The sequence below is a fragment of the Parafrankia sp. BMG5.11 genome, from assembly GCF_004337455.1.
In genome coordinates, this window is the sequence record NZ_SJXI01000007.1 from 26285 (window position 1) to 48239 (window position 21955).

Genomic DNA, 21955 nt, shown 5'->3' on the forward strand with positions numbered 1-21955 from the left:
CAACCTAGAGACCTCTGGACTTCCCGATGACACCACGAGGGACTCCCTGATGACAGCCTGGAGCCCTCCGCGGGGGTCCGTGCGACCCCTGAACCAGCATCCAGGAACGCAGCGGAGTACCATAATCACTCCGAGGAGTCGACCGCCTCGACTCGAACACCCTCGGTGTCGACAGCCAGCGGGACGACCGAGAAGCCCGGGGCGGCAACGCCGATCGCCGCCGCGGCCTGTCCGCCACCGACCCCGAGCGCCACCACGGACGGCCCGGAACCCGACAGCGCGGCCGGTATGCCGGCGGCGCGCAGCCGCCCGACCAGATCCGCGGAGGCGGGCATGGCGGGAAGGCGGTACGGCTGGTGCATCCGGTCCTCGGTCGCGGTCAGCAGCAGCCGCGAGCGTTCCTCGCCGGCGCCGGCCGCCGGTTCCGCGCCGGACAGCGCGAGCGCGAGCAGCGCCGCGCGGCCGATGTTCACCGCGGCGTCGGCATGCGGGACCTGCTTCGGGAGAGCGCCCCGGGCCTGCTCGGTCGACTGGCGTCGCGATGGGACGAACACCACGGGCCGTAGCTCGCCGAGCGGTGCCACACGGAGGGACCGCGGCACATCGCCCTCGTACCAGGCAACGGTGAGGCCACCGAGCAGGGCCGCCGCGACGTTGTCCGGATGCCCTTCGATCGCGCTGGCCACCCGCAGCCGCCCGGCCGCACCGAGCGGCCCGCCGGCGAGGGCGTCGGCGGCTGTGACTCCGGCCACAATCGCCGCGGCGGACGAACCGAGACCCCGCCCGTGCGGGATCCGGTTCACGCAGCGCAGCGCGAGCCCGGGTTGCGCCCACTCCAGCTCGTCGAAGGTGGCGCGGATCGCCCGGACCACCAGATGCGCCTCGTCCGCGGGGACAGCGTCCGGGCCGACCACGTCGATGGAGAGCCCGGACGGCGTCAGCCGCACGGACACCTCGTCGTACAGCCCGAGTGCCAGGCCCAGCGCGTCGAAGCCCGGACCCAGGTTGGCGCTCGTGGCCGGGACCCGCAGGCGGACCGCGCCCGGCGGGCGGCCTCCACCCGGCCCGGTGGTGCTCACCGTCACGCTCGCCGACGCACTGACGATCGTGCTCACCCGTGTGCTGACGGAGACATTCGCCGACGCGCTGGCCGTACCGCTTCCCGAGGCGCTGCCGGCGGCACCGGCGGCGAGGCCGTCGGCGGTCGTCACGACCGCTGCAGGCCGAGGGCCCTGGCGGCGCCGGCCACGGTCGGCGGGATGGTCTCGGGCTTCGCCGCGCCGCTGATGGCCCAGTCCGGGTCCTTCAGCCCGTTGCCGGTGACGGTGCAGACGACCCGCTGGCCCGGGCTCAGCCGGCCGTCGGCGTACGTGGCGAGCAGCCCGGCGACGCTGGCGGCACTGGACGGCTCGACGAAGACGCCCTCGCGGCGCGCCAGCAGCCGGTAGGCGGCCAGGATCTGCCGGTCGTTGACCGCGTCGATCAGACCGCCGGAGGCGTCCCGCGCGTCGGTCGCGAAATCCCAGGAGGCCGGGTTGCCGATGCGGATGGCCGTGGCGATGGTCTGCGGCGAGGTCACCACCTCGCCCCGCACGATCGGCGCCGCGCCCGCCGCCTGGAACCCGAACATCCGCGGCCGGCCGGACCGGATCCGGGTGTCCTCCTCGACGTAGCCGCGCCAGTAGGCGGTGATGTTACCCGCGTTCCCAACCGGCAGGCAGTGCACGTCGGGCGCGTGGCCGAGCGCCTCGACGATCTCGAAGGCGGCGGTCTTCTGCCCCTCCAGGCGGTGCGGGTTGACCGAGTTCACCAGCGTGACCGGGAACGTGTCGGCCAGCTCGCGGGCGACTCGGAGGCAGTCGTCGAACGACCCCTCCACCTGGAGCAGGCGCGCGCCGTGCACCAGGGCCTGCGCGAGCTTGCCGAGGGCGATCTTGCCGCTGGGAACCAGCACCGCGCAGGTCAGCCCGGCGCGGGCGGCGTACGCCGCGGCCGAGGCCGAGGTATTGCCGGTGGACGCGCAGATGACGGCCTGGGAGCCCTCTCCCACCGCCCGGCTGATCGCGACCGTCATGCCGCGGTCCTTGAACGAGCCGGTGGGGTTGGCACCTTCGACCTTGAGATGAACATCACATCCGGTCAGCTCGGACAGATGGTCCGCGTGCAGCAGCGGGGTGCCGCCCTCCCGCAGGGTGATCACCGGTGTGTCGGCGGTGACGGGCAGCCGGTCCCGGTACTCCTCGATGATCCCCCGCCAGGCCCGCGACGCGCGCTCGGGGGCACTGCTGCCGGCCGGGTCGCTCGAAACCGGCATCGACGACATCGTGGTCATGACTCAACTCCCTCGACCCGTACCACGCCCGACACCGCACGCACCCCGTCGAGAACCCGCAGGTCCTCGACGGTCGTGGACAGCGCCGCATCCGCGGCCGGATGGGTGACCAGGACGAGGCTGGCGTCGTCGCCGCGGCCGTCCTGACGGACGCTTCTGATGGACACATCGTGCCGGGCGAACGCGCCGGCCACCGCGGCGAGTACCCCGGCCTTGTCCGTGACGTCCAGCTGCACGTGGTAGCTCGTGATCGTGGGGCCCATCGGCAGGATCGGCAGGGCCGCGTAGGCGGACTCACCCGGCCCCTGCCGGCCCGCGACCCGGTTGCGGGCCACCGCGACCACGTCACCGAGAACGGCCGAGGCGGTCGGCGCGCCGCCGGCACCACGACCGTAGAACATGAGCTGCCCGGCGGCCTCGGCCTCGACGAAGACCGCGTTGAACGCCTCGCGCACCCCGGCCAGCGGATGCGAGCGCGGGATCATCGCCGGATGGACCCGCACGCTCACGCCGGGCCGGTCACCGGCACGCTCGGCGATGGCCAGCGCCTTGATCGTGCACCCGAGCTCGCGGGCACTGGCGATGTCGGCGGCGGTGACCGCGCCGATCCCCTCCCGGTAGACGTCATCGATCGTCACCCGGGTGTGGAAGGCGAGCTGGGCGATGATCGCCGCCTTGGCCGCCGCGTCGAACCCGTCGATGTCGGCGGAGGGGTCGGCCTCGGCGTACCCGAGCTCACCGGCCTCGGCCAACGCCTCGGCGAACGAGGCCCCGGTCTCGTCCATGCGGGTCAGGATGTAGTTCGTCGTCCCGTTCACGATGCCGAGGACGCGGCGGATCCGATCCCCGGCGAGGCTCTCGCGCAGCGGGCGCAGCAACGGGATCGCGCCCGCCACCGCCGCCTCGTAGTACAGGTCGACGCCGGCGGCCGCCGCGGCGTCGTGCAGCGTGGAGCCGTGGCTGGCCAGCAGGGCCTTGTTCGCACTGACCACCGACTTGCCCGACCGCAGCGCCGACAGCAGCCAGCTCCGCACCGGCTCGATCCCGCCGACGACCTCGATCACGATGTCGACGTCGTCGCGGGCGACCAGCGCGCCCGCGTCGGTGGTGAGCAGCTCCCGATCCACCGCTGCGGAGCGGATCCGGTCGGGATCGCGGACCGCGATCCCGACGATCTCCAGCGGCGCTCCCACCCGGGCGCCCAGATCCTCGGTGTGCGTGCCCAGCAGCCGCACCACCTCGGTTCCGACGACCCCGCAGCCGAGCATCGCGATCCTCATCGGGCGCCCGAAACCGCGCCCGCCGTCGATCGTCATTCGCCTCTCACATCCGTTCCGGCGCGCTGACGCCCAGCAGCCGAAGGCCGTTCGCCAGGACGGTCCGGGTGGCCTCGGCCAGCAGCAGTCGAGCCGCGGTGATCGCCGTGGGCTCCTCGTCGCCCTGCGGAAGCACGCGACAGGAGTCGTAGAAGCGGTGGTACGTCCCGGCCAACTCCTCCAGGTACCTCGCGATGCGGTGCGGCGCGCGCAGCTCCGCCGCCGACGCGACCACCCGCGGCAGCTCGCCGAGCGCGCCCAGCAGGTCGACCTCGCGTGGGTGGGTCAGCAGCGACACGTCGACCCCGTCGACGTCGAACGCGGGATCCGCGGAGGTCGCCAGACCCAGGGCGGCGGCGTTCCGGATGAGCGAACTGATCCGGGCGTGGGCGTACTGGACATAGAACACCGGGTTGTCGTTCGTCTGCCGCGCGATCGCGTCCAGGTCGAGGTCGAGAGCGGAGTCCATCGACGCGCGCACCAGCGAGTAGCGGGCCGCGTCGACCCCCACCGCGTCGACAAGGTCGTGCAGGGTCAGGAAGTTACCTGCCCGCTTGGACATCTTCACCGCCACACCGCCCCGCGACAGCGTCACCATCTGGCCGATGAGCACGTCGAGGTTGTGGTCGGGGTCGTCGCCGAAACAGGCCGAGATCGCCTTCAGCCGGCCGATGTAGCCGTGGTGGTCGGCTCCGAGCAGGTAGCAGAGCCGGTCGAAGCCACGGCGCCGCTTGTCGCGGTAGTAGGCCGCGTCGGCGCAGAAGTAGGTGGGCTGACCGTCTCTCTTGATCAGCGCGCGGTCCTTGTCGTCGCCGAAGTCGGTGGTGCGCAGCCAGACCGCGCCGTCCGCCTCGTAGACGTGGCCCTGGGTGCGCAGCTCGTCGATCGCGGCGGTGAGCTCCCCCGCCTCGTGCAGGCTGCGCTCGGACTTCCACAGGTCGTACTCGACCCCGAACCCCGAAAGCGTCGCGCGGATCTCGGCGAGCATCAGCTCCACACCGTCGCGGGCGCAGACCGCGAGCGCCTTGTCCTGCTCGGCGCCGCCGTCCTGCTCGCCGCCGGAGGCGGCAAGGAGCTGCTCCAGAGCCGGGTTCGCCGCCAGGACCTTCGCGGCGATCTCGGCGACGTAGGCGCCCTGGTAGCCGTCGGCGGGAGCCGGTTGGCCGCGCAGCGCGGCCAGCACCGACGCGCCGAACCGCTCGACCTGCACACCGGCGTCATTGACGTAGTACTCGGTGCCGACCTCGTAGCCCGCCGCGGCGAACACCCGGGAAAGTGCGTCGCCCACCGCCGCCCAGCGCGCGGACGCCAGTGTCACCGGGCCGGTCGGGTTCGCGCTGACGAACTCGAGGTTCACCCGAACGCCCTGGGACACCGCGGCGCGGCCGTAGGACTCGCCGTCCCGGACGATCCGGCGGGCGATGCCGCCCAGAGCCGCACCGGCCAGCCGGATGTTCAGGAAGCCCGGGCCGGCGACCTCCACCTCCGCCACACCCGCCTCGGCCCGCAGGCGGGCGGCGAGCAACTCGGCCACCTCCCGGGGCCGGCGGCGCGCCGCCTTCGCGAGCTGCAGGGCGACCGGAGACGCGTAGTCTCCGTGCTCGGGCTGCCTCGGTCGCTCGACGGTGACCGAGTCGGGCACGGCCACTTCCAGGTCGCCGTTCGCGACGGCAGCCCGAACGGCCGCGACGATGGTGTCGGCGAGCTCGGCGGGGGTCATGTCGCGATGCTATCGGCGCGCGGCGTCCGACCGGTTCCCCCGCGTACCAACCATCCAGCGGTCATCGGCCCGCCCACCGATGGGACGGCCCAGGTCGCGCGCCCCGAACGACCCGAAAGCCCCGGCTGCCGGCGCTCCCGGAATGCCACGAGGGGACACCTCGCACGAACTCCCGCGCGCCGGACACGCCCCGCCCGGCGCACCCGCGGCGGACCGGACTCAGACCGGCTGACCCGCGGCGAGCCTGCTGACCACCCCGATGAGCATGTCCGGGTCGAACGGCTTGGTCAGGTAGTAGTCGACACCCAGCCGGGCACCACGCTTGATGTCCGCCTCCTGGGCGCGCGCGGTCAGCATGATCACCTTGATGTCGGCGGTCACGGGATCGTCGCGCAGCCGCGCCGCGACGTCCCAGCCGTTCACCCTCGGCATCATGATGTCGAGGGTGATCACATGCGGCGCGATCTCATGGACGCGCTCGAGACAGTCCGCGCCGTCGACCGCGGTGTGCACCTCGAAGCCTTCCAGTTCGAGGTTGACGACCACGAGCTGACGGATCACGGCGTCGTCGTCGACGACGAGCACCCGGGGGGCGGTGAAGTACACGGCCGAAGCTTACGGGCACGGCGTTGGACAGTCTGCCGATCCCACCTGGTACGGTATGCCTGCTTGCCCTGGAGCCCCCGTAGCTCAGGGGATAGAGCACCGCCCTCCGGAGGCGGGTGCGCAGGTTCGAATCCTGCCGGGGGCACACGACTTGGGGTGTGGTGTGCTCAGGCTTTTGGCCTGAGCCTTGGCGTCGTGTCATGTTGGTCGGGGGGCGGTGCCCCCCGGGCCCCCCTTCGGCGGGTGGCTTCTCGGCTTGTGGTGGTTGGCCCCGTTCGGGTTGGCTGGATGGGCCCGACTCGACTTGCGGCGGTTAGCCCGCTTCGGCTGACTGGATGGGTTCGACTGGCTTGTGGTGGTTGGCCCCGGTTCGGGTTGGCTGGATGGGCCTGGCTTACTTTGGTTGGTCCTGGTGGGCCGGCGGGGTGGTCGGCTTGCTTTCCTGTTCGGCCGGGTTGTCGGGGTGTTGCACCTTCTGGCGGATGGCGGCGCCGGCGTTGTCGGCAGGCTGTTGGGCGGATCGGCTTCTTTCCTCAGGTGCGGATCGCGACTGATGGCGGAGAGCCGTATGTGTGGTACCTCACTATCCTCGCCGACCTTTCCGGATGGTCGCGCCCGTCCCGATCTCCACCGCGCGGCGCTCGGCCGCGGAGCGCCCTCGAAGCGAGTTGTCTGAGCCACTCCACGCGCCGCTCACGCAACACGCTTCGGAGCGGCCCCCACCCGGCTCGCCGCGATCCGGGTCGCGTCAGAGGCCTCCGATTGTCACGTAGGCGGTGGTGACTATCGCTGCTGCTACGAGCGCGGCGGCTACGGTCTGTGCGGGGGTGTGGCCGTCCAGCTCGTCGTGGTCGTCCGCGGTGCCCGCCGCGTGGGCCTCTGCCAGCCGTGCCTTCCTTGTCTGGACGCGCGCCCAGGCGATGACGGGCACCGCCGCCCAGGTGAAGGCGAGCACCGGGCCGTACACGAACGTGACGACGGTGGCGCAGCTCGCCGCGGCCGCGACATGACCGCTGATTTTCCAGAACCGCGTGATGGCGGTGAGGATGAGCGCTTCGGTGATCATCGCGGCGTACACGGTGACGATGTCCTTCGGTGCGTCCGTCGCACGGAGCAGCACATAGCCGACAGCGACCGACGCGCAGCCGAACAGCATCGGCTGCATCCGTTTGCTGCGCTCCGGCACATGGTGGTCGGACCAGCGGCGCTGGCGGACGCCGAAAAAAACGAAACTCATCGGGACGACCGTGCCGAACAGGACGGCGATGACTCCCGAGAGAACGCCGTGCCCGAGATCTCGCGCGTCGTGCTGTGCGACCACCGCCAGCAGCGCGGTGACGAGCACGGTGGGCGCGGCGACCTCGGTGATGCCGAAGGCGAACCGCGTCGCGGGCGTCCGCTCCCCCGAGTTCACCCGCCTGCCCCGGCCGCCCGTGTCCACGGCCGTGCCTGTGGTCGTATCAGCGGACGGGTCCGGCGTCGTTTCTCCGGTCGTGTTCCGGTTCTTCTTTCCGTTATTTCCTCTGGTCGGGCTGCTTGTCGTTGTCGTCGTCACGGGATACCTGTCTGAGTCGGTACTTTTCGACGCGGGACGGATTGCGGCAAGATCGCCGGCGGCCAGGCGACCGGGGGAAGGACAGCCAGACACGGATGGACGGCTCGAACTGTCGATACCGCTCTCCGAACCGGTCGCGCCGGCCGATTCGATGCTAGACGAGTGGCGGCGAGGCACGGGGCAGCTGAGGAGCGCGGGCCGACAGCCCCGGGTCAGAGTGGCGGATCAAGGCCGGCGGGCCCGGACGTCGAATTCGAACAGGGCCTTGTTTGAGTTCCGCTTGCGAATAACCTCCACCTCGACGTCGGCGTAGCCGAGCTCGTGCAGCATCAACGCATACCAGTCCTGAGCAGGGACACCGTGGCCGTAGAACGTCGAGTTCCCCACGATGTAGGAAACCTGCCCGCCGCGTTTCACCAGTGGTGTGACGGCCTGGAAGTGCAGCCACATGTCGTGGTGGTATTTTCGCACATAGGTCGCCAGCAGCGGCCCGTTCCGGTCGCCGTCGGCCGCGATCCGCGCGCAGACGGCCTCCAGCGCGTCGTCGACCGGGGTGGGCGTGGCCGGCGTCCAGGAGCGCAGGTTGGACGTGGCGCTCCCCCAGGTGCCGCCGATCGCGCGCCAGTCCAGCTCACCGGCGTCGCCGGCGCGGTCGAGGTAGCGCAGCCAGTACATGTACGGCCGGAGCTCGCGGATGTAGGACATCCGGTTCACGTAGGGCGGGCTGGTCAGCACGAGATCGGTTTCGCGCAGGTCCGGCACGACGGAGCGCGAGTCGCCCTCGTGGACGGCGGCGGAGCCCGGCAGCTCGACCCGGGCGGATTCGATCAGGGCTGCCGCCTCGGTGCCGAACAGCGCGATGGTGGCCGCGGCCGCGGCCGGGTCGAAGGAGCCGGGCCGGGTCTCGCCGGCGGCGGCCTTGAACGACATGGACTGATGATTGAAGGCCGCGTTGCTGACGGAGATCAGTACCCGGCACAGTGCGATCTGCAGGAGATCACCCGCCGGTCCTGAATATGCGTCGAGCGCCGCCCTGAGTGCGCGCAGCGCGTGCAGCGCCCCGGGGCTCCACCATTTCTCGATCCGGAAGATGTTCGGCTGCCACAACTCGGTGTCACGGCCCATGCGGGCGGCGGCGTCCCCGGCATCGGCGGCCGCGGTGGCCGCGTCCGCAAGGGTCTGCCGCGGGTATTGGCGGACCTTGGCCCGCCCCAACCAGACGAGGAAGGGATTGAGATCGGCGCTCTGGCCGTGATGGCCGAGCTCGGCCGCGGCGAGCGGGGTCGTCCCCGTTCCGGAGAACGGGTCGGTGATGACCGAGCCGGCGGGCAGGTGGGAGATACGCCCCCGTACGAGCCGGACTCCGTAGGCGGGCGTGAGCCGCAGCCAGCCATGCCGCCCTACGCCCCGGTTAGCCCGGAATGTCATGTGCTCGTTGCGCGCGTGGGACGTCCGGTCGGCTGTCGTACTCACGTGGCCTCCAGGAGAGGGCCGGCGGCGTGGGGAGAGCCCCGGCTCGGGGCTCCGCAGTATGCGCGAGGGGGCCCGGGACGCTTGCGCGGGGGCACGAACGGTCTGGGGCCGATCTGGCCTGGTCGCTGTCCTGTGCGCGACACCCAAACGATCACCATGCCGCAATGGCATAGCACGATCGGGTGATTTCGGTGGTGCCTTGCCACCTCCGGTGCGTAGTTCCCAAAAGCCCTTCAGAAAGCGACGGACCCTGACGAGGGCCGTCGCGGAGAGGTGTGTCTGGATGCGGCACGCGCTGGTCCTCGGCGGCGGAGGCGTGGCCGGCATCGCCTGGGAGATCGGCCTGTTGGTCGGTCTCGCCGAGGCGGGCGTCGACGTCACCGACGCCGATCTCGTCGTCGGCACCTCGGCGGGCTCCGCCGTGGGGACGATGATCAGCAGTGGCGCGGACCTCGACCTGCTGTACTCCCGGCAGATCGCTCCCGCCGACCCGACCGCCGAACCGACGGTGAATTTCGATTACGGCGAGCTCATGTCAACCCTGGCCCAGGTCACCGCGGGCTCGCGTGGCGCACGCGACGCCCGCGCCCGGATCGGCGCCTACGCGCTCGCGGCCGAGGTCGCCTCGGAGGAGGACCGCTGGCAGATCATCGCCGGGCGGCTGCCCGTCCGCGAATGGCCGCGGCAGCGCCTGGTGGTGACAGCGGTGGACGCCGAAACGGGTGACTGGGTGGCCTTCGACCGCGACTCGGGCGTCCATCTGGTCGACGCGGTCGCGGCCAGTTCCGCGCTCCCCGGTGTGTTCCCGCCGGTGACCGTGGATCACCGCCGGTACGTGGACGGCGGTATGCGTTCCGTGATCAACGCCGATCTCGCGGAAGGCCACGAACGGGTACTGATCGTTGCGCCCATTCTGGGCATGGGCATACCCACCGAGGTACGGCGGCTCGAACGCGCGGGCAGCCGGGTCCTCGTCGTGGCCGCGGACGAGGCGTCGCGGGCCGCCTTCGGCTCGAACATCCTCGATCCCGCGATCCGCGCCGCGTCCGCGCGGGCGGGGCGGAACCAGGCAGCCGCGGTCGCGGACAGCGTCCGCGAGCTGTGGAAGGACTGATCCGACAGGTCCGCGTACAGATACCCGTACGACAGATCCCCGTACGACAGGTTCGCGCACCGGCGCCGGCGGGCCGCCGAGCCCGCCGGTGCCGGCACGGACACGAACCCCGCCGACGCCGGCCGCCGCCGGCCTCAGATGTCCGCGGCGGCGGGGACGACCCGCTCACCCAGGACCCGCAGCGGCTCGACGTCCCAGATGTCGGCGACGCCGCCGATGGCCACCGAGATGCCGAGCTCGGCCAGTTCGCCGAGCTCGTCGAGGATGCGCCCGACGTTCTCGCCCGACTTGCCCGGGTCGAAGCGGTAGTAGCAGGTCTTGACGATCTCGTCGTAGTCGCGGCCCTCGGCGTCGCAGTGCCGGCGCAGGACGTCGAGCTTGTGCGGCAGGTCAGGGCCGGAGAAGAGGTTGCAGGCCTGCCCGTACTTCGCGACCAGGCGCAGCGTCTTCTTCTCCCCACCCCCACCGATCATGATCGGCGGGTGCGGCCGGGTGAGCGCGGCGGGCGAGTTGAGCGGCCGGGCGAGCTGGTAGTGCTTGCCCGTCCAGGGGCTCTCGTCGTCCGACCACATCCGAAGACAGATCTGCAGGGTCTCCTCGAGGCGCTCGAAGCGCTCGGCGACCGGGGGGAACGGGATGCCGAGCCCGACGGACTCCTGCTCGTTCCACGCCGCGCCGATTCCGAGCATCGCCCGGCCCCCGGAGAGCACGTCGAGGGTACTGATGATCTTCGCGAGGATTCCGGGCTCCCGGTAGACGGTGCCGGTCACCAGGGTCAGCAGGGTCGCCCGGCGGGTGTGCGCCGCCAGGAAGCCCAGGGTGGTGTAGGCCTCGAGCATGTCGTTCTCGGGCGGGCCGACCATCTCGATCTGGAAGAAGTGGTCCATCACCGCCAGGTAGTCGAAGCCGGCCTCGTCGACCTCACGGGCGACCTCGGCGAGCGCGCGGCCCAGGTCGGCAGGCCCCTCGGGCCGGGTGAAGTCGGGAATCTGTACACCAAGTCGCACTTCTTTTTCTCCTCCGGGAGCTCACCGCGGGCCGCGTCGCCCGCGACCATGTCCGGTGGACGTCCGCCCCACCCGGCGACGTTCCCGCATCGGCGGGACAGCACGGGCCGGCGGGCACGGCGCGTTCGCGTCGCCACCGTCCCCGGCATCAAACCCCACCCGCCCGTGCAGGCATTCCCCAACGGGCCAGCCCGCGCGCCGCCCACCCGGCCTCGTTCCGCCCCCCATGCCTGCCTTGCACACGCCTCACACCCGTGCCCCGCGGCCACGATCCGAGCACACCCCACGGCCGCGGGCCGGAGCCGCCGTCGGGCCTCCACGACCTATGGCCCACAGCGACGGGCGAGGTGGTGCACACAACGCCCACCCAGGCACCCGGCCACGGACCACCACCCGTCGCGACCTGCCAACACCCATGTATGAGAATTCCTCTCATGTCCGGGCTTGTCAGTCGTCGCACCGGTCACAGCCTGTTCCGGCGACGCGACCCGGCGCGGTCCCGGTGGCGGGGTGCCCGGAACCGCCGTAGCCTTTTCTTTCGGGCGGATCGTTCCGACGGCGCGCCTGGGGGTGCCACGGCCCGCGCCCCGGCGCCCCGCGGTGCCGGCGGCCCACCCGCCGCGGGTGCGATCCCCCTACGACCGGGCCGAGACCGGCCCGGGTGTGCCGTGCACGCCCGCGCGCCGGCCGCGCCCATCGAGAGCGGTCCGGCCGCCGAGACCGGCCCAGTCATGTCGGTCACAGCGCCGCTTCCGCGATGCCCGCCCGGGCGCGCGCGTCAGTGCGCCGTCAGCCGGGCCAGGGCGCCAAGGTGGGGAGGAGACCTCTCCTGTACTCGACGCCACCTGGTCCAGCAGCCCGTCACCACCGTGCGCGGCGGGCCGGTTCCCGGCCGGCCGGCCCGGATCCGGCGAGGTGACGCTTGACGATCTCGCCGCCGGCGCCACGCAGGTTCCGCCTGATCCGCCTGGCGCAGATGCTGCTGCTGCTCGCGGCCGTGCTGTTCGTGGCAGTCACGATCACCGGGACGCGGGGAAGTGAACCCGCCGTCGTCGCGCTGCGGTCCTTCGTCACGCTCGTCTCGGGGCTGCTGTGCATCCTGCGTGCCGTCCTGCTGCGCGGTGAGCGGCTGCCCTGGGCGCTGTTCGGCGCGGGGATCATCAGCTACGGCGCGGCCAGCGTCTACTTCAGTCTCGCGGTCAGCGGCCCGGCCGAGGGGGCGGCGGTCGAGGTGTCGGCGGCGGACGTCGGCTGGCTGCTTTTCTATCCGGCCTGCTACGTGGCCGTCATCCTGCTGCTGCGCCAGCGGGTGCTGCGGTTCCACGCGAGCGTGTGGCTCGACGCGCTGGTCGGTGTGCTCGGGGTGGCCGCGCTCAGCAGCGGCATCGGCGCGCGCCTCACCACGGACGGCCCCGCGGACATCTCCTCCGTCGTGGTCGGCCTGGTGTACCCGCTCGCCGACCTGCTCCTCGTCCTGCTGGTGGTGACGGTCTTCGGGCTGCTGCGCTGGCATCCCGGCCGGGTGTGGTGGCTGCTCGGCGGCGGGCTCGTCGGCTTCGCCCTCGCCGACTCGTGCGTGTTCGTGCTGATGGCGGACGGCGACTACGCGCCGGGCGGCCTGCTGGACATCGTCTGGGTGCTCTCCCTGTTGGCCCCGGCGTTCGCCGCCTGGCAGCGCCAGCCCTGGCGGAAGCCCGCGCGGATGTCCGGCTGGAGCGTGATCGCGGTACCGCTGGTGCTGACCGTCCTCGCGCTGGCGCTGCTGGTCATCGGGTCCATGATGGATCTTCCGCTGCTCACCGTGGTGCTCGCGGCGGCGACGGTCCTCACCGCGCTGGCCCGGGCGGCGATGACCTTCGTCGAGGTCCAGCAGCTCGCCGAGAGCAAGGTGCTCGCCCGCACCGACGACCTCACCGGCCTGACGAACCGGCGCGGGTTCATCGAGCGCCTGTCCACGCTCGAGGGGAACATCGCCGACGGGGACTCGTTCGCGCTGCTCCTGCTCGACCTCGACCGGTTCAAGGAGATCAACGACTCGCTGGGCCACCATGTGGGCGACGCGCTGCTCGTCGAGGTCGGGTCCCGCATCGCGGGGGCGCTGCGGCCCGGCGACCTGCACGCCCGGCTCGGCGGGGACGAGTTCGCCGTCCTGCTGGAGCACGCCGACACCGACGCCGCCCGGCGGGTGGCCGACCGCGTCCTGGTGGCGCTGTCCGGCGCCTTCGAGGTCGGCGGGATGACCCTGCACGTCGGCGCGAGCATCGGCGCGGCGCTCTACCCGGACCACGCCGCCGACGCACAGACCCTGCTGCAGCGGGCCGACGTCGCCATGTACGGCGCGAAGTCCGGCCGGACCGGGGTGGAGTACTACCGCCCCGGCGCCGAGGTGAACACGCTGCTGCGGCTGGACATGATCGAGTCGCTGCGCGCCGCGCTGGGCACCGGTCAGCTCGAGGTCCATTACCAGATCAAGGTCGAGCTCGCCTCGGGCAGGTCGCACGGCGTCGAGGCCCTCGTGCGGTGGCGCCATCCCACCCGCGGCCTGCTGACGCCCGAGTCGTTCGTGCCGCTGGCCGAGCAGGCCGGCCTGATGCGGATGCTCACGATCGAGGTGCTCGAGACCTCGCTCGCCCAGTGCCGGCGGTGGCGCGAGGCCGGCCTGGAGGTCGCCGTCGCGGTGAACCTCTCCGCCTCCGACCTGCTCGACCGCGCGTTCCCCGACCAGGTGCGCGGGCTGCTCGCCCAGTACGGGCTGCTGCCGTCCGCGCTCGAGCTGGAGATCACCGAGACGACGCTGATGCTGGACCGGGTACGCACCGCGGCGGTGCTCGGCGAGCTGCGCGAGCTCGGCGTGCAGATCGCCGTCGACGGCTACGGCACGGGCTACTCCTCGCTGGCGTACCTCCAGGAGCTTCCGGTCGACATGCTGAAAATGGACAAGTCGTTCGTGACGAGACTCGAGGACGGATCCGGGCTGCGCCGCGCGAAGGCGGAGGCGATCGTCCGGTCGACGGTCGGACTCGCGCACGCCCTGGGCCTGCGGATCGTGGTCGAGGGCGTGGAGAGCGCGAGCGCGCTCGACAAGTTGCGGAACTACGGCTGCGACGTCGCCCAGGGCTACTTCCTGGGGCGCCCGCGGCCCGCGGACGAGGTCACGGCGATGCTGTCGTCACCGGTCGTCCGGGCAGCGGTCGACGCGGCCGCCGCCGAGGCGACGACAAAGGCGACGACGGAGGCCACGACGACAGCGCAGGCGGCGGCGGAGGTGGCAGCTGAGGTGGTCGATGTGTCCTCGGCGGAGGCTGCGGGCGAGACGGTCGCGGTGGCCCAGGCTGAAGCCCTTGCCCAGGCGGAGGCGGTCGCACAGGCGGAGGCTGCCGCCACGGCGGAGGCCGCGGCCAGGATCGCGGCCGAGATCGACGATCACGATGACGGCGGCACCGGCGCGCGAACCCCCGCGGGCCAGCTGTGGGGCTGACCCCGCCGCTACCCGAACCCCCCCGGTCGGGCTGGGATCATCCCCTGCTCGAGCCATACCTGGAGCGGGCAGCCGCCTACGGACCGGTGGCGGCGGGCGGGGGGCTCACCCCCCCGGCGCTGATCGGCGCCTACCGCCGCGGGGCCTTCCCCTGGCCGGCGGACGACCTCGCCGAGGCGGCCGAGCTGCGCGGAGCACTGCGCGCGGCGGCCGCGCGCGGCGTCATCCCGCTCATCGGCCACGTGCCCGAACGCACCGCCGGTGCGGCTGGTGCGGCTGGTGCGGCCGCCGCCGGCGCGGCTGGTGCCGCCGGTGACGGCCCGGGTGACGACGTGGACCCGCCCTGGTGGTGCCCGGACCCGCGGACCGTCCTCGCGCCGGGCGAGATGCGGATCCGGCGCTCACTCATCATCCGGATGCGCAACAGCACCTGGACCAGCACGCTCAACGAGTGCTTCGTGGACGTCGTCCGGGCCTGCCGCCGCGACGGGCCGCACCAGTGGATCACCGAGCAGCTGATCGAGGGCTACGCCAGGCTCCACGCCCTCGGCTGGGCACACAGCGTCGAGATCTGGGACGGCGACGCGCTCGTCGGCGGGATGTACGGCGTCCAGGTCGGACAGGTCTTCATGGGCGAGTCCATGTTCCACCGGGCCTCGGACGCCTCGAAGGTCGCGCTGGTCGACTTCCTCGACCGTTTCGGCCGGGCCGGCGGCGCGCTGCTGGACGTCCAGCTGACGACGGCGCACCTGACGACACTCGGGGCCCGGGAGGTGCCGCGCGCGGAGTTCCTCGCGACGCTGCGGGCCGTCCGGGACGACGAGACGCGGATGGTCTGCGACCGGCTGCCCGTCTCCCGCCTGGCGCCGCCGCGCAAGCCGGGCCCCGCCGAGACCCGCCCCCCGAGACGCCCACCGGCGCCGCCCGGGGAGCCCGCCGACCCGGGCCGGGCCGCGCGGTGACGGCCGGGCCCGGAGGTCGGGGCTCTGGCAGGGCGCTAAAACACTAGATCTTGCGCAGGAGCATGGCGAGGTTCCAGGTGACAACCTCACGAGCGCCGGGGACACGCAGGATGGCCTTCGCCCAGTCCGGCAGGTAGCGCGGCATCGCGTCGACGACGACCACGTCGGAGCGCTGGCGGGCCCAGGCGAGGGTGCCCGCGACGGACACCGGGAACAGCGTCTGGCCGAACCGGTTCTTCGGCGGGCGGCCCTGCCGCTTCTCGAAGCGGTCGGCGGCGCGGTCACCACCGAGGTAGTGCCACGGCGCCGTCTCGTGCCCGCCCCACGGCGAGAGCCAGTTCGTGTAGCTGAGGAAGATCAGCCCGCCGGGGCGGGTCACCCGCACCAGCTCCGAGCACATCCGCCACGGGTCGGGTACGTGCTCAAGCACGTTCGAGCTGTAGCAGAGGTCGATCGAGTCGCTCCGGAACGGCAGCTCGAGCGCGCTCCCGCGGATCCGGCCGGGCACATCGAGACCACCGGCCTCCATCTCGGAGACGTCGGGCTCGACCCAGTAGTACCTGGCGCCCGCGTCGAGGAACGCGGACCGGAAGTAACCGGGGCCGCCGCCGACATCCAGCACCAGCTGGCCGGACAGCGTCGTGTACCGGCGGAGCTGGCGGACGGAGTCGGCCGCGATGAGCGAGTAGAAACCGGCCGGGTCGACCGGCTCCTTGCGGTGCGCGCGGAACAGCGTGACCGACCGGGAGAGACCGAAGCCGGAGTACGGCAGGTCGCGCACGGCGGGCCGGTCCCCCGACGCCCGCCTGCTGGACGTCGACGCGCTCGACGTCGACGTGTTCGGAGCTGGCGTGCTCGAAGCCGGCGCACTCGACGTCGGGCGGCTCGAGGCGGACGCGGTCTCGGACATGCCGGGGACGATAACACTGTGCCCCCACAGGGTTGTCCGCCCGTGGCGGCGCCCGGCGCAGCCGGCCCCCGATCAGAGCAGCCGGCCCACCGGCCTCGCCCGGTCGACCGGCGCAGAGCGGGGGAATCTTCGCCATCGGTGGAAAAAGCCCCTTCTCCGAGCTAATGTGCAGACATAGATCTTCGCCGTGCGCCACGATCTTCACAATACGATTCACGGCGCACCGGGCGGCACTCCGTCGTTTCTTTCGTTTCCCGTGACCCGGAGAGAATGTTTCCGGCGATCCTGAAAGGCCGGTGACGGCGATGGCGCCGATGCCCGCATGCCCGACCTGCGACCGGAAGTAGGAAGCCGGTGTCGCAGACCTCGGAATCCCTGCCCCCGTCCAGCGAACCGGTCCGCAGGCCAATGATCGACGTCCCGGCACCACCCACCACCGTCCAGACGGCATCTGTAACAACACCGCTCTCTCCGCAACAGATCTCCCCGCAACCGCTCTCCCCGCACCTGGCCGACCCCGCGGCGCCGGCCGCCCACGAGGCGCCGCCCGGGCCCGCACCCGGAACCGGAACCGGAACCCCCAGTCACACCGGGACTCCCCCTGCCGGGCGCCCGCAGGCCCACGCCGGCGCAGGCATCCGCCACGTCCTGGCCCGGCCCTACGGCGTCATGGCGGAGATGGACCACATGCGCCGCCAGTCGCCGTTCTACGACTCGCGGGTGGACGAGATCGACGGCCGGCGCATTCGCATCGGCGACCGTTGGCTGATCGATTTCGCGTCCTGCAACTATCTCGGATTCGATCTCGACCGAGAGATCATCGAATCCGTTCCGGAGTATCTGGATCTCTGGGGAACCCACCCGAGCTGGTCACGCATCATCGCTAATCCACGACTGTTCGTGGAGATCGAGGAGACGCTGGCGGACCTTCTCGGCGCGCCGGACACGCTGTTACTCCCGACCATCAGCCATATCCACCTGTCGGTGCTGCCCGCACTCGTCGGCCAGGGCACCCTGTTCGTCGAGCTGCACGCGCACAGCTCGGTGCATGACGGCGCCACGATGGCGCTGGGCCGCGGCGCCACCGTCCGGCGCTTCCGGGAGGACCGGCTCGATCGGCTGGAACGCCGGCTGCGGGCATGTACCACCTATCCCCGGGTCGTGGCGATCGACGGGGTGAACAGCATGACGGGCAACGGCCCGCCGCTGGCAGAGCTGCTCGAGCTGGTCCGGGCGTACGAGGCCGTCCTGTACGTCGACGACGCCCACGGCTTCGGGGTCATCGGCGAGCGCGCGCCGGACGAGCCCACCCCGTACGGCCTGCGCGGCAACGGGATCGTGCGGCACCTGGGGCAGAGCTACGACGACCTGATCCTGGTCGGCGGGTTCTCGAAGTCCTACTCCTCGCTGCTCGCGTTCGCGACATGCCCGACCGAGCTCAAGGACTTCCTGAAGACGATGGCCAACCCGTACATCTTCTCCGGCCCGCCCCCGGTCGCCTCGCTGGCGACCGCGCAGGTCGGGCTGCGGGTGAACGCCGAGCGGGGCGAGCGGGCGCGGGTGGCCCTGTACGGCCTCACCGCCCGCCTGCTGGCGGGGATCCGCGCGCTCGGGCTGACCACGCTGAACACCTCCGGCTACCCGATCATCGAGATCCCGCTGACCGACCCGGCGCGGGCCGACGCGCTCGGCGCTTTCCTCTACGAGCGCGGGATCTACGTGACGGTGGCACCGTTTCCGCTGGTGCCCCGGGAGCAGGTCGGGGTGCGGATCCAGGTGACCGCGGCCAACACCGACGCCGAGATCGACACCCTCCTGGACGTCCTCGACGCGGCGGCGCGGCGCTTCCCCCTCGCCCGGATCGGCTGACCGCCCGGGCGCGGCTGGCCCGACGGATACGCCCCGGGCCAGCCGCGTCCGTCACGTCAGACGCGGCTGGCCCGGCCGTCAGATCGGGCAGCCGCCGCGCCGTCAGATCAGGCGGAGCTGGCGGCCGGCTGACCGGCGACGTGCGGCGGCGGCTGTGCCCTGCGCGGCCCGCGTGCGCTTGTCGAGATGACGTCCGTCGATGGCGGAGAGGAACGCCGACGGGCCGGTGTCGGCCAGGTCGCCGCCGCGCCGGCGCCGGGCGGCATGGGTGAGGACGAGCTGGCGGCGGGCCCGGGTCATCCCGACGAAGAGCAGCCGCCGTTCCTCCGCCTCGGCGTCGGCCGACGGGCTCGACCCACCCCAGCGCAGCGGCAGCAGGCCGTCCTCGCAGCCGACGATGATGACGAGGCCGAACTCCAGCCCCTTGGACGCGTGCAGCGTGAGCAGGGAGATGCGGTCCGCCCGCGGGTCGAGCCCGTCCACCTCCGTCGCCAGGGTCACCGAGGTGAGGAACGCGCCGAGATCGTCCCCGGCGACCGCGGCCGCCGGGGCGAGCAGCTCCGCGGCGCGTCGGATCTCCGCCTCGCTCGGCAGCCGTCCCGCCGGGACCCCGCCGGGCCGAGCGACACCGGGCGCGAGGGCGGCAGCGGTGCCGAGCTCGGTGCCGGCGGCCGCGGCGAGGTCGGTGAGCCGCGCGGCCGCGTCCCGCAGCAGCGCGGTGACCGTACGGGGCGCGGTGTCACGGCGATCGCGCAGCAGGGCGAGCACCGCGGCGACGGCCGGGACGTCCGCGAGCGGGGTGTGGGCATGCTGGCGGAACGGGAACCCGCGGCGCACCAGCGCGTCCATCACCGGCTCGGCCTGGCGCGCCGTCCGGTAGAGCACCGCGATGTCGGCGAACGACAGCCGGCCCCGCTCCGAGCCGTCCACGCCCGAGTCGAGGGAGTGGAACGAGGTGCCGCCGAGGGCCTCCTCGATCAGGTCGGCCACGGCGATGGCCTCCTCGGCCTCGCTCGCGCACTGCCGGACGACGACGGGGCCGTCCTCGTCCAGGCCGGTCACCGCGCGCAGCTCGCGGCCGGGCACGAAGGTGGTGGGCGCGATGGCGTCCAGCGCGGCGCTGACGATGGTGGGCGTCGAGCGGTAGTTGCGGGTGAGCGAGACCCGCCGGGCGCCGGGACGGTCCTGCTCGAAGCGCAGGAAGAAGCCGACCTCGGCGCCGCGGAAGCTGTAGATCGCCTGGTCGGGGTCGCCGATCGCGCACAGGTCGGCCGCGGGCGGGCAGAGCTCGCGCAGCAGGCCGTACTGCACCTCGTCGATGTCCTGGAACTCGTCGACCCAGACGTGCCGCCAGCGCCGCTGGTACTCGGCCGCCAGGTCCGGGTTCGACCGCAGCAGCCCCAACGGCAGCGTGAGCAGGTCGTCGAGGTCGACCATGTTGCGATCACGCAGTGCGGCGTCGTAGCGGGCGAGCACCCCGGCGAGCGCGTGGTCCCGGTAGGTGCGCCCCAGGGCGCGCTGCCGCTTGAGCTCGGCCAGCTCCGCCGCGGCACGGCGCCGCGCCTCGGGACCGTCGGTCCCGTGCATCGCCTCGTCGATCAGCTCCCCGCGGATGGCGTCGTCGGCCACCTGCACCCGTGGCGCCCGCGCGAGCGCCACATGCTGCTCCCGGATGATCAGCAGGCCGAGGCCGTGGAAAGTCGTCGCCAGCGCGCCGGCACCGGGCCTCCCCGTGTCTCCTGGTGCCTCGTCCACGGCCGCACCGCTCGTGGACGCCGCATCTGTGGGCGTGCCGTCCGCGGGTGTGCTCTCAGCACGCGTCCCGGCCGGGCCTGGCGCAAGCAGAACATCGAGCCGTTCTCGCAGCTCGCCGGCAGCGCGGCGGGTGAACGTGACCGCCAGGCACTGCTCGGCGGGCACGCCGAGCTCACGGACCCGGTGCGCGATGGCGTGCACGAGCGTGCGGGTCTTCCCGGTGCCGGGGCCGGCGAGGACCAGCAGCGGCCCGCCGACGTGCTCGGCCGCGCGCCGCTGGTCGGGATCAAGCCCGTCGAGCACCGACGGCGGGCCGCTGCGCTCCACCGCGTCATCGCCCGGGAACAGGTCACCGGCTTCGGTGACCTTGGCGACGTCGGTAGCTCCGGCGGCCTGGGGGACCTCGGCTGCTTCGGCGGCACCGGGCGCGAGCGCGGTGCCGCCCCGGCCGGCGCCACGGCCCCGGCGGATGCCGGCCTGCGGCGCCGTCGCGAGGCCGGGCGTGCCGAGGTCGAACAGCGTGCCCGCGTCGGCGGTGAGCTCGTCGGGCTGGAAGAGCCGGATGACGCCGTACTCGCCGTCGAAGCCGGCCTGGCGGATCACCTCGCCCCGGCGCAGCCGTCCGATGCCCTCGACCAGCGTCGGCGAGCCCACCTCCGCGATCGCGTCCAGCGGGACGTCCGAGAGGATGCCGAGTTCGGGGCCGAGCCGGGAGACGAGGGTGCTGACCTGCGTCGCCACCGACTTGCTCTTCGGCCCGACTCCGAGGATCTCGCCGACGATCTCGGGCAGGGCCACCAGCGACGTGACGTCACCCGCCGTGTCAGGTCGGTGCACTTCCGTGCGGTCGGCGAGCGTGTCCACCCGGTTGAGTACGCCCACCGTGAGCGGACGCCCGCACTCGGGGCAGATGCCACCGACCGCGCGGGTCTGCTCCGGCGTCAGCGCCACTCCGCACTTGCGGTGGCCGTCGTGGTGGTACTTCCCCTCCTCGGGGAAGAACTCGACGGTGCCACCGAACCCGTCGCCGGTGCGCAGCGCACTGAGGATCGAGAAGTAGTCGGGCTCGCAGGTGAAGGCGGTGGCCTCCCGCCCAAGCATCGGCGGGGAGTGCGCGTCGGAGTTGCTGACCAGCCGGTAGCGGTCCAGCCCGGAGATCCGCCAGAACATCTCCGGGTCCGCCGACAGGCCCGTCTCCAGCGCGAAGACGTGCTCGGCGAGGTCGGCGTAGCAGTCCTCGACAGCGTCGAACCCGGATTTTGAGCCCAACACGGCGAACCAGGGCGTCCACACGTGCGCGGGGATCAGGTAACAGCCCTCGCCGGCACCGAGCGTGATCTCGAGCAGGTCACGGGAGTCCAGGCCGAGGATGGGCCGTCCGTCTGCGGAGAGATTGCCGATTCGGGCCAGTGCGGACGTGATCCGACCGGCCGATTCGCGATCGGGCGCGTAGAGGAGGTGATGAACCTTCCTTGTACGGTCGCCTCGCTTGTAGATGGTGGAGATCTCCGTAGAGATCATGAATCGGGTCGCGGTGCGGCACGACGCGGGCAGCGTCGCGAGCACGTCACGCTCCAGGTCGGGACGCAGCCGGAACAGTCCCGGCTCCGCCGGCACCAGCTTGGTCGTGAGCTCCTGCGACCAGGCCGGATGGGTGAAGTCGCCGGTCCCGACGACGCGGATGCCTTTTCGGGCCGCCCACCACGCCAGATGCTCCAGGTCGCAGTCGCGGCTACAGGCCCGCGAGTACCTGGAGTGCACGTGGGTGTCGGCAAAGAACCGTGACCTCACGGATGCGTATGTTGTCGCATCCGGGCCCCGGGGCCGGTCACGGCACGCCGGAGAGCACGCCGGATCC

The 21955-nt window shown here is 72.3% G+C and carries 14 protein-coding genes and 1 tRNA gene; 5 read left to right on the plus strand and 10 right to left on the minus strand.

Features of this window, described 5'->3' with window-relative positions:
• Positions 1 to 125: 125 nt before the first annotated feature.
• From thrB to E0504_RS05255, 5 genes are all read right to left on the minus strand, one after another.
• On the minus strand, positions 126 to 1079 hold the full coding sequence (gene thrB, locus E0504_RS05235; RefSeq protein WP_112106203.1) for a homoserine kinase: 954 nt from the start codon (positions 1077 to 1079) through the stop codon (positions 126 to 128).
• Between the two features lie 128 nt (positions 1080 to 1207).
• Positions 1208 to 2332, minus strand: coding sequence for a threonine synthase (gene thrC / locus E0504_RS05240; RefSeq protein WP_020458645.1), 1125 nt, complete (start codon positions 2330 to 2332; stop codon positions 1208 to 1210).
• A complete protein-coding gene (locus E0504_RS05245) occupies positions 2329 to 3648 on the minus strand; it encodes a homoserine dehydrogenase (protein ID WP_083390627.1) in 1320 nt (439 codons plus the stop codon). The genes thrC and E0504_RS05245 overlap by 4 nt, the downstream gene beginning before the upstream one ends.
• A 7-nt stretch (positions 3649 to 3655) precedes the next feature.
• Positions 3656 to 5368 carry an arginine--tRNA ligase gene (gene argS, locus E0504_RS05250; protein ID WP_071059400.1) on the minus strand — a complete coding sequence of 571 codons (1713 nt, stop codon included), beginning with the start codon at positions 5366 to 5368 and terminating at the stop codon, positions 3656 to 3658.
• 219 nt (positions 5369 to 5587) lie between these two features.
• A complete protein-coding gene (locus E0504_RS05255; protein WP_018502312.1) occupies positions 5588 to 5974 on the minus strand; it encodes a response regulator transcription factor in 387 nt (128 codons plus the stop codon).
• A 73-nt stretch (positions 5975 to 6047) separates the two neighbouring features.
• Here E0504_RS05255 and E0504_RS05260 point away from each other — a divergent pair.
• Positions 6048 to 6119, plus strand: a tRNA-Arg gene (locus E0504_RS05260).
• A 603-nt stretch (positions 6120 to 6722) separates the two neighbouring features.
• Here the strand turns inward: E0504_RS05260 and E0504_RS05265 are convergent.
• Together E0504_RS05265 and E0504_RS05270 are read right to left on the minus strand one after the other, a co-directional pair.
• Complete coding sequence (locus tag E0504_RS05265; RefSeq protein ID WP_235013939.1) at positions 6723 to 7415, minus strand: hypothetical protein; 693 nt, start codon at positions 7413 to 7415, stop codon at positions 6723 to 6725.
• Positions 7416 to 7754: 339 nt separating this feature from the next.
• Positions 7755 to 8957, minus strand: coding sequence for a DNA methyltransferase (locus E0504_RS05270; protein ID WP_071059398.1), 1203 nt, complete (start codon positions 8955 to 8957; stop codon positions 7755 to 7757).
• A gap of 328 nt (positions 8958 to 9285) precedes the next feature.
• Between E0504_RS05270 and E0504_RS05275 the strand changes: the two genes are divergently transcribed.
• A complete protein-coding gene (locus E0504_RS05275) occupies positions 9286 to 10116 on the plus strand; it encodes a patatin-like phospholipase family protein (RefSeq protein WP_071059397.1) in 831 nt (276 codons plus the stop codon).
• Positions 10117 to 10250: 134 nt separating this feature from the next.
• On the opposite strand, the gene E0504_RS05280 is transcribed toward E0504_RS05275, so the two are convergent.
• Positions 10251 to 11123, minus strand: coding sequence for an LLM class F420-dependent oxidoreductase (locus E0504_RS05280; protein WP_020458637.1), 873 nt, complete (start codon positions 11121 to 11123; stop codon positions 10251 to 10253).
• A 922-nt stretch (positions 11124 to 12045) separates the two neighbouring features.
• Here E0504_RS05280 and E0504_RS05285 point away from each other — a divergent pair.
• The gene (locus E0504_RS05285; protein ID WP_373693868.1) at positions 12046 to 14601 is read left to right on the plus strand and encodes a putative bifunctional diguanylate cyclase/phosphodiesterase; all 2556 of its coding nucleotides are present in this window, start codon (positions 12046 to 12048) and stop codon (positions 14599 to 14601) included.
• Entirely contained in the window at positions 14592 to 15563 is a 972-nt protein-coding gene (aat, locus tag E0504_RS05290; RefSeq protein ID WP_131622239.1) for a leucyl/phenylalanyl-tRNA--protein transferase, read from the plus strand. Before E0504_RS05285 ends, aat begins: the two co-directional genes overlap by 10 nt.
• 43 nt (positions 15564 to 15606) lie before the next feature.
• Here the strand turns inward: aat and E0504_RS05295 are convergent, their stop codons facing one another.
• Entirely contained in the window at positions 15607 to 16344 is a 738-nt protein-coding gene (locus E0504_RS05295) for a class I SAM-dependent methyltransferase (RefSeq protein ID WP_020458633.1), read from the minus strand.
• Positions 16345 to 16881: 537 nt separating this feature from the next.
• Between E0504_RS05295 and E0504_RS05300 the strand changes: the two genes are divergently transcribed.
• Positions 16882 to 18342 (plus strand): pyridoxal phosphate-dependent aminotransferase family protein, encoded by a 1461-nt coding sequence (locus tag E0504_RS05300; protein ID WP_243657428.1) that lies wholly within the window; start codon positions 16882 to 16884, stop codon positions 18340 to 18342.
• A 102-nt stretch (positions 18343 to 18444) separates the two neighbouring features.
• Here E0504_RS05300 and E0504_RS05305 read toward each other — a convergent pair whose 3' ends face one another.
• Positions 18445 to 21888, minus strand: a complete 3444-nt coding sequence (locus E0504_RS05305; RefSeq protein WP_131622241.1) for a UvrD-helicase domain-containing protein — start codon at positions 21886 to 21888, stop codon at positions 18445 to 18447.
• Positions 21889 to 21955: the final 67 nt, after the last annotated feature.

Excerpts from the sequence above, each read along its gene's own strand:
- E0504_RS05300 (WP_243657428.1), top strand. The coding sequence starts at position 16,882 with ATGATCGACGTCCCGGCACCACCCACCACCGTCCAGACGGCATCTGTA.
- E0504_RS05275 (WP_071059397.1), top strand. The coding sequence starts at position 9,286 with ATGCGGCACGCGCTGGTCCTCGGCGGCGGAGGCGTGGCCGGCATCGCC.
- argS (WP_071059400.1), bottom strand. The coding sequence starts at position 5,368 with ATGACCCCCGCCGAGCTCGCCGACACCATCGTCGCGGCCGTTCGGGCT.
- E0504_RS05245 (WP_083390627.1), bottom strand. The coding sequence starts at position 3,648 with ATGACGATCGACGGCGGGCGCGGTTTCGGGCGCCCGATGAGGATCGCG.
- thrC (WP_020458645.1), bottom strand. The coding sequence starts at position 2,332 with ATGACCACGATGTCGTCGATGCCGGTTTCGAGCGACCCGGCCGGCAGC.
- E0504_RS05270 (WP_071059398.1), bottom strand. The coding sequence starts at position 8,957 with ATGACATTCCGGGCTAACCGGGGCGTAGGGCGGCATGGCTGGCTGCGG.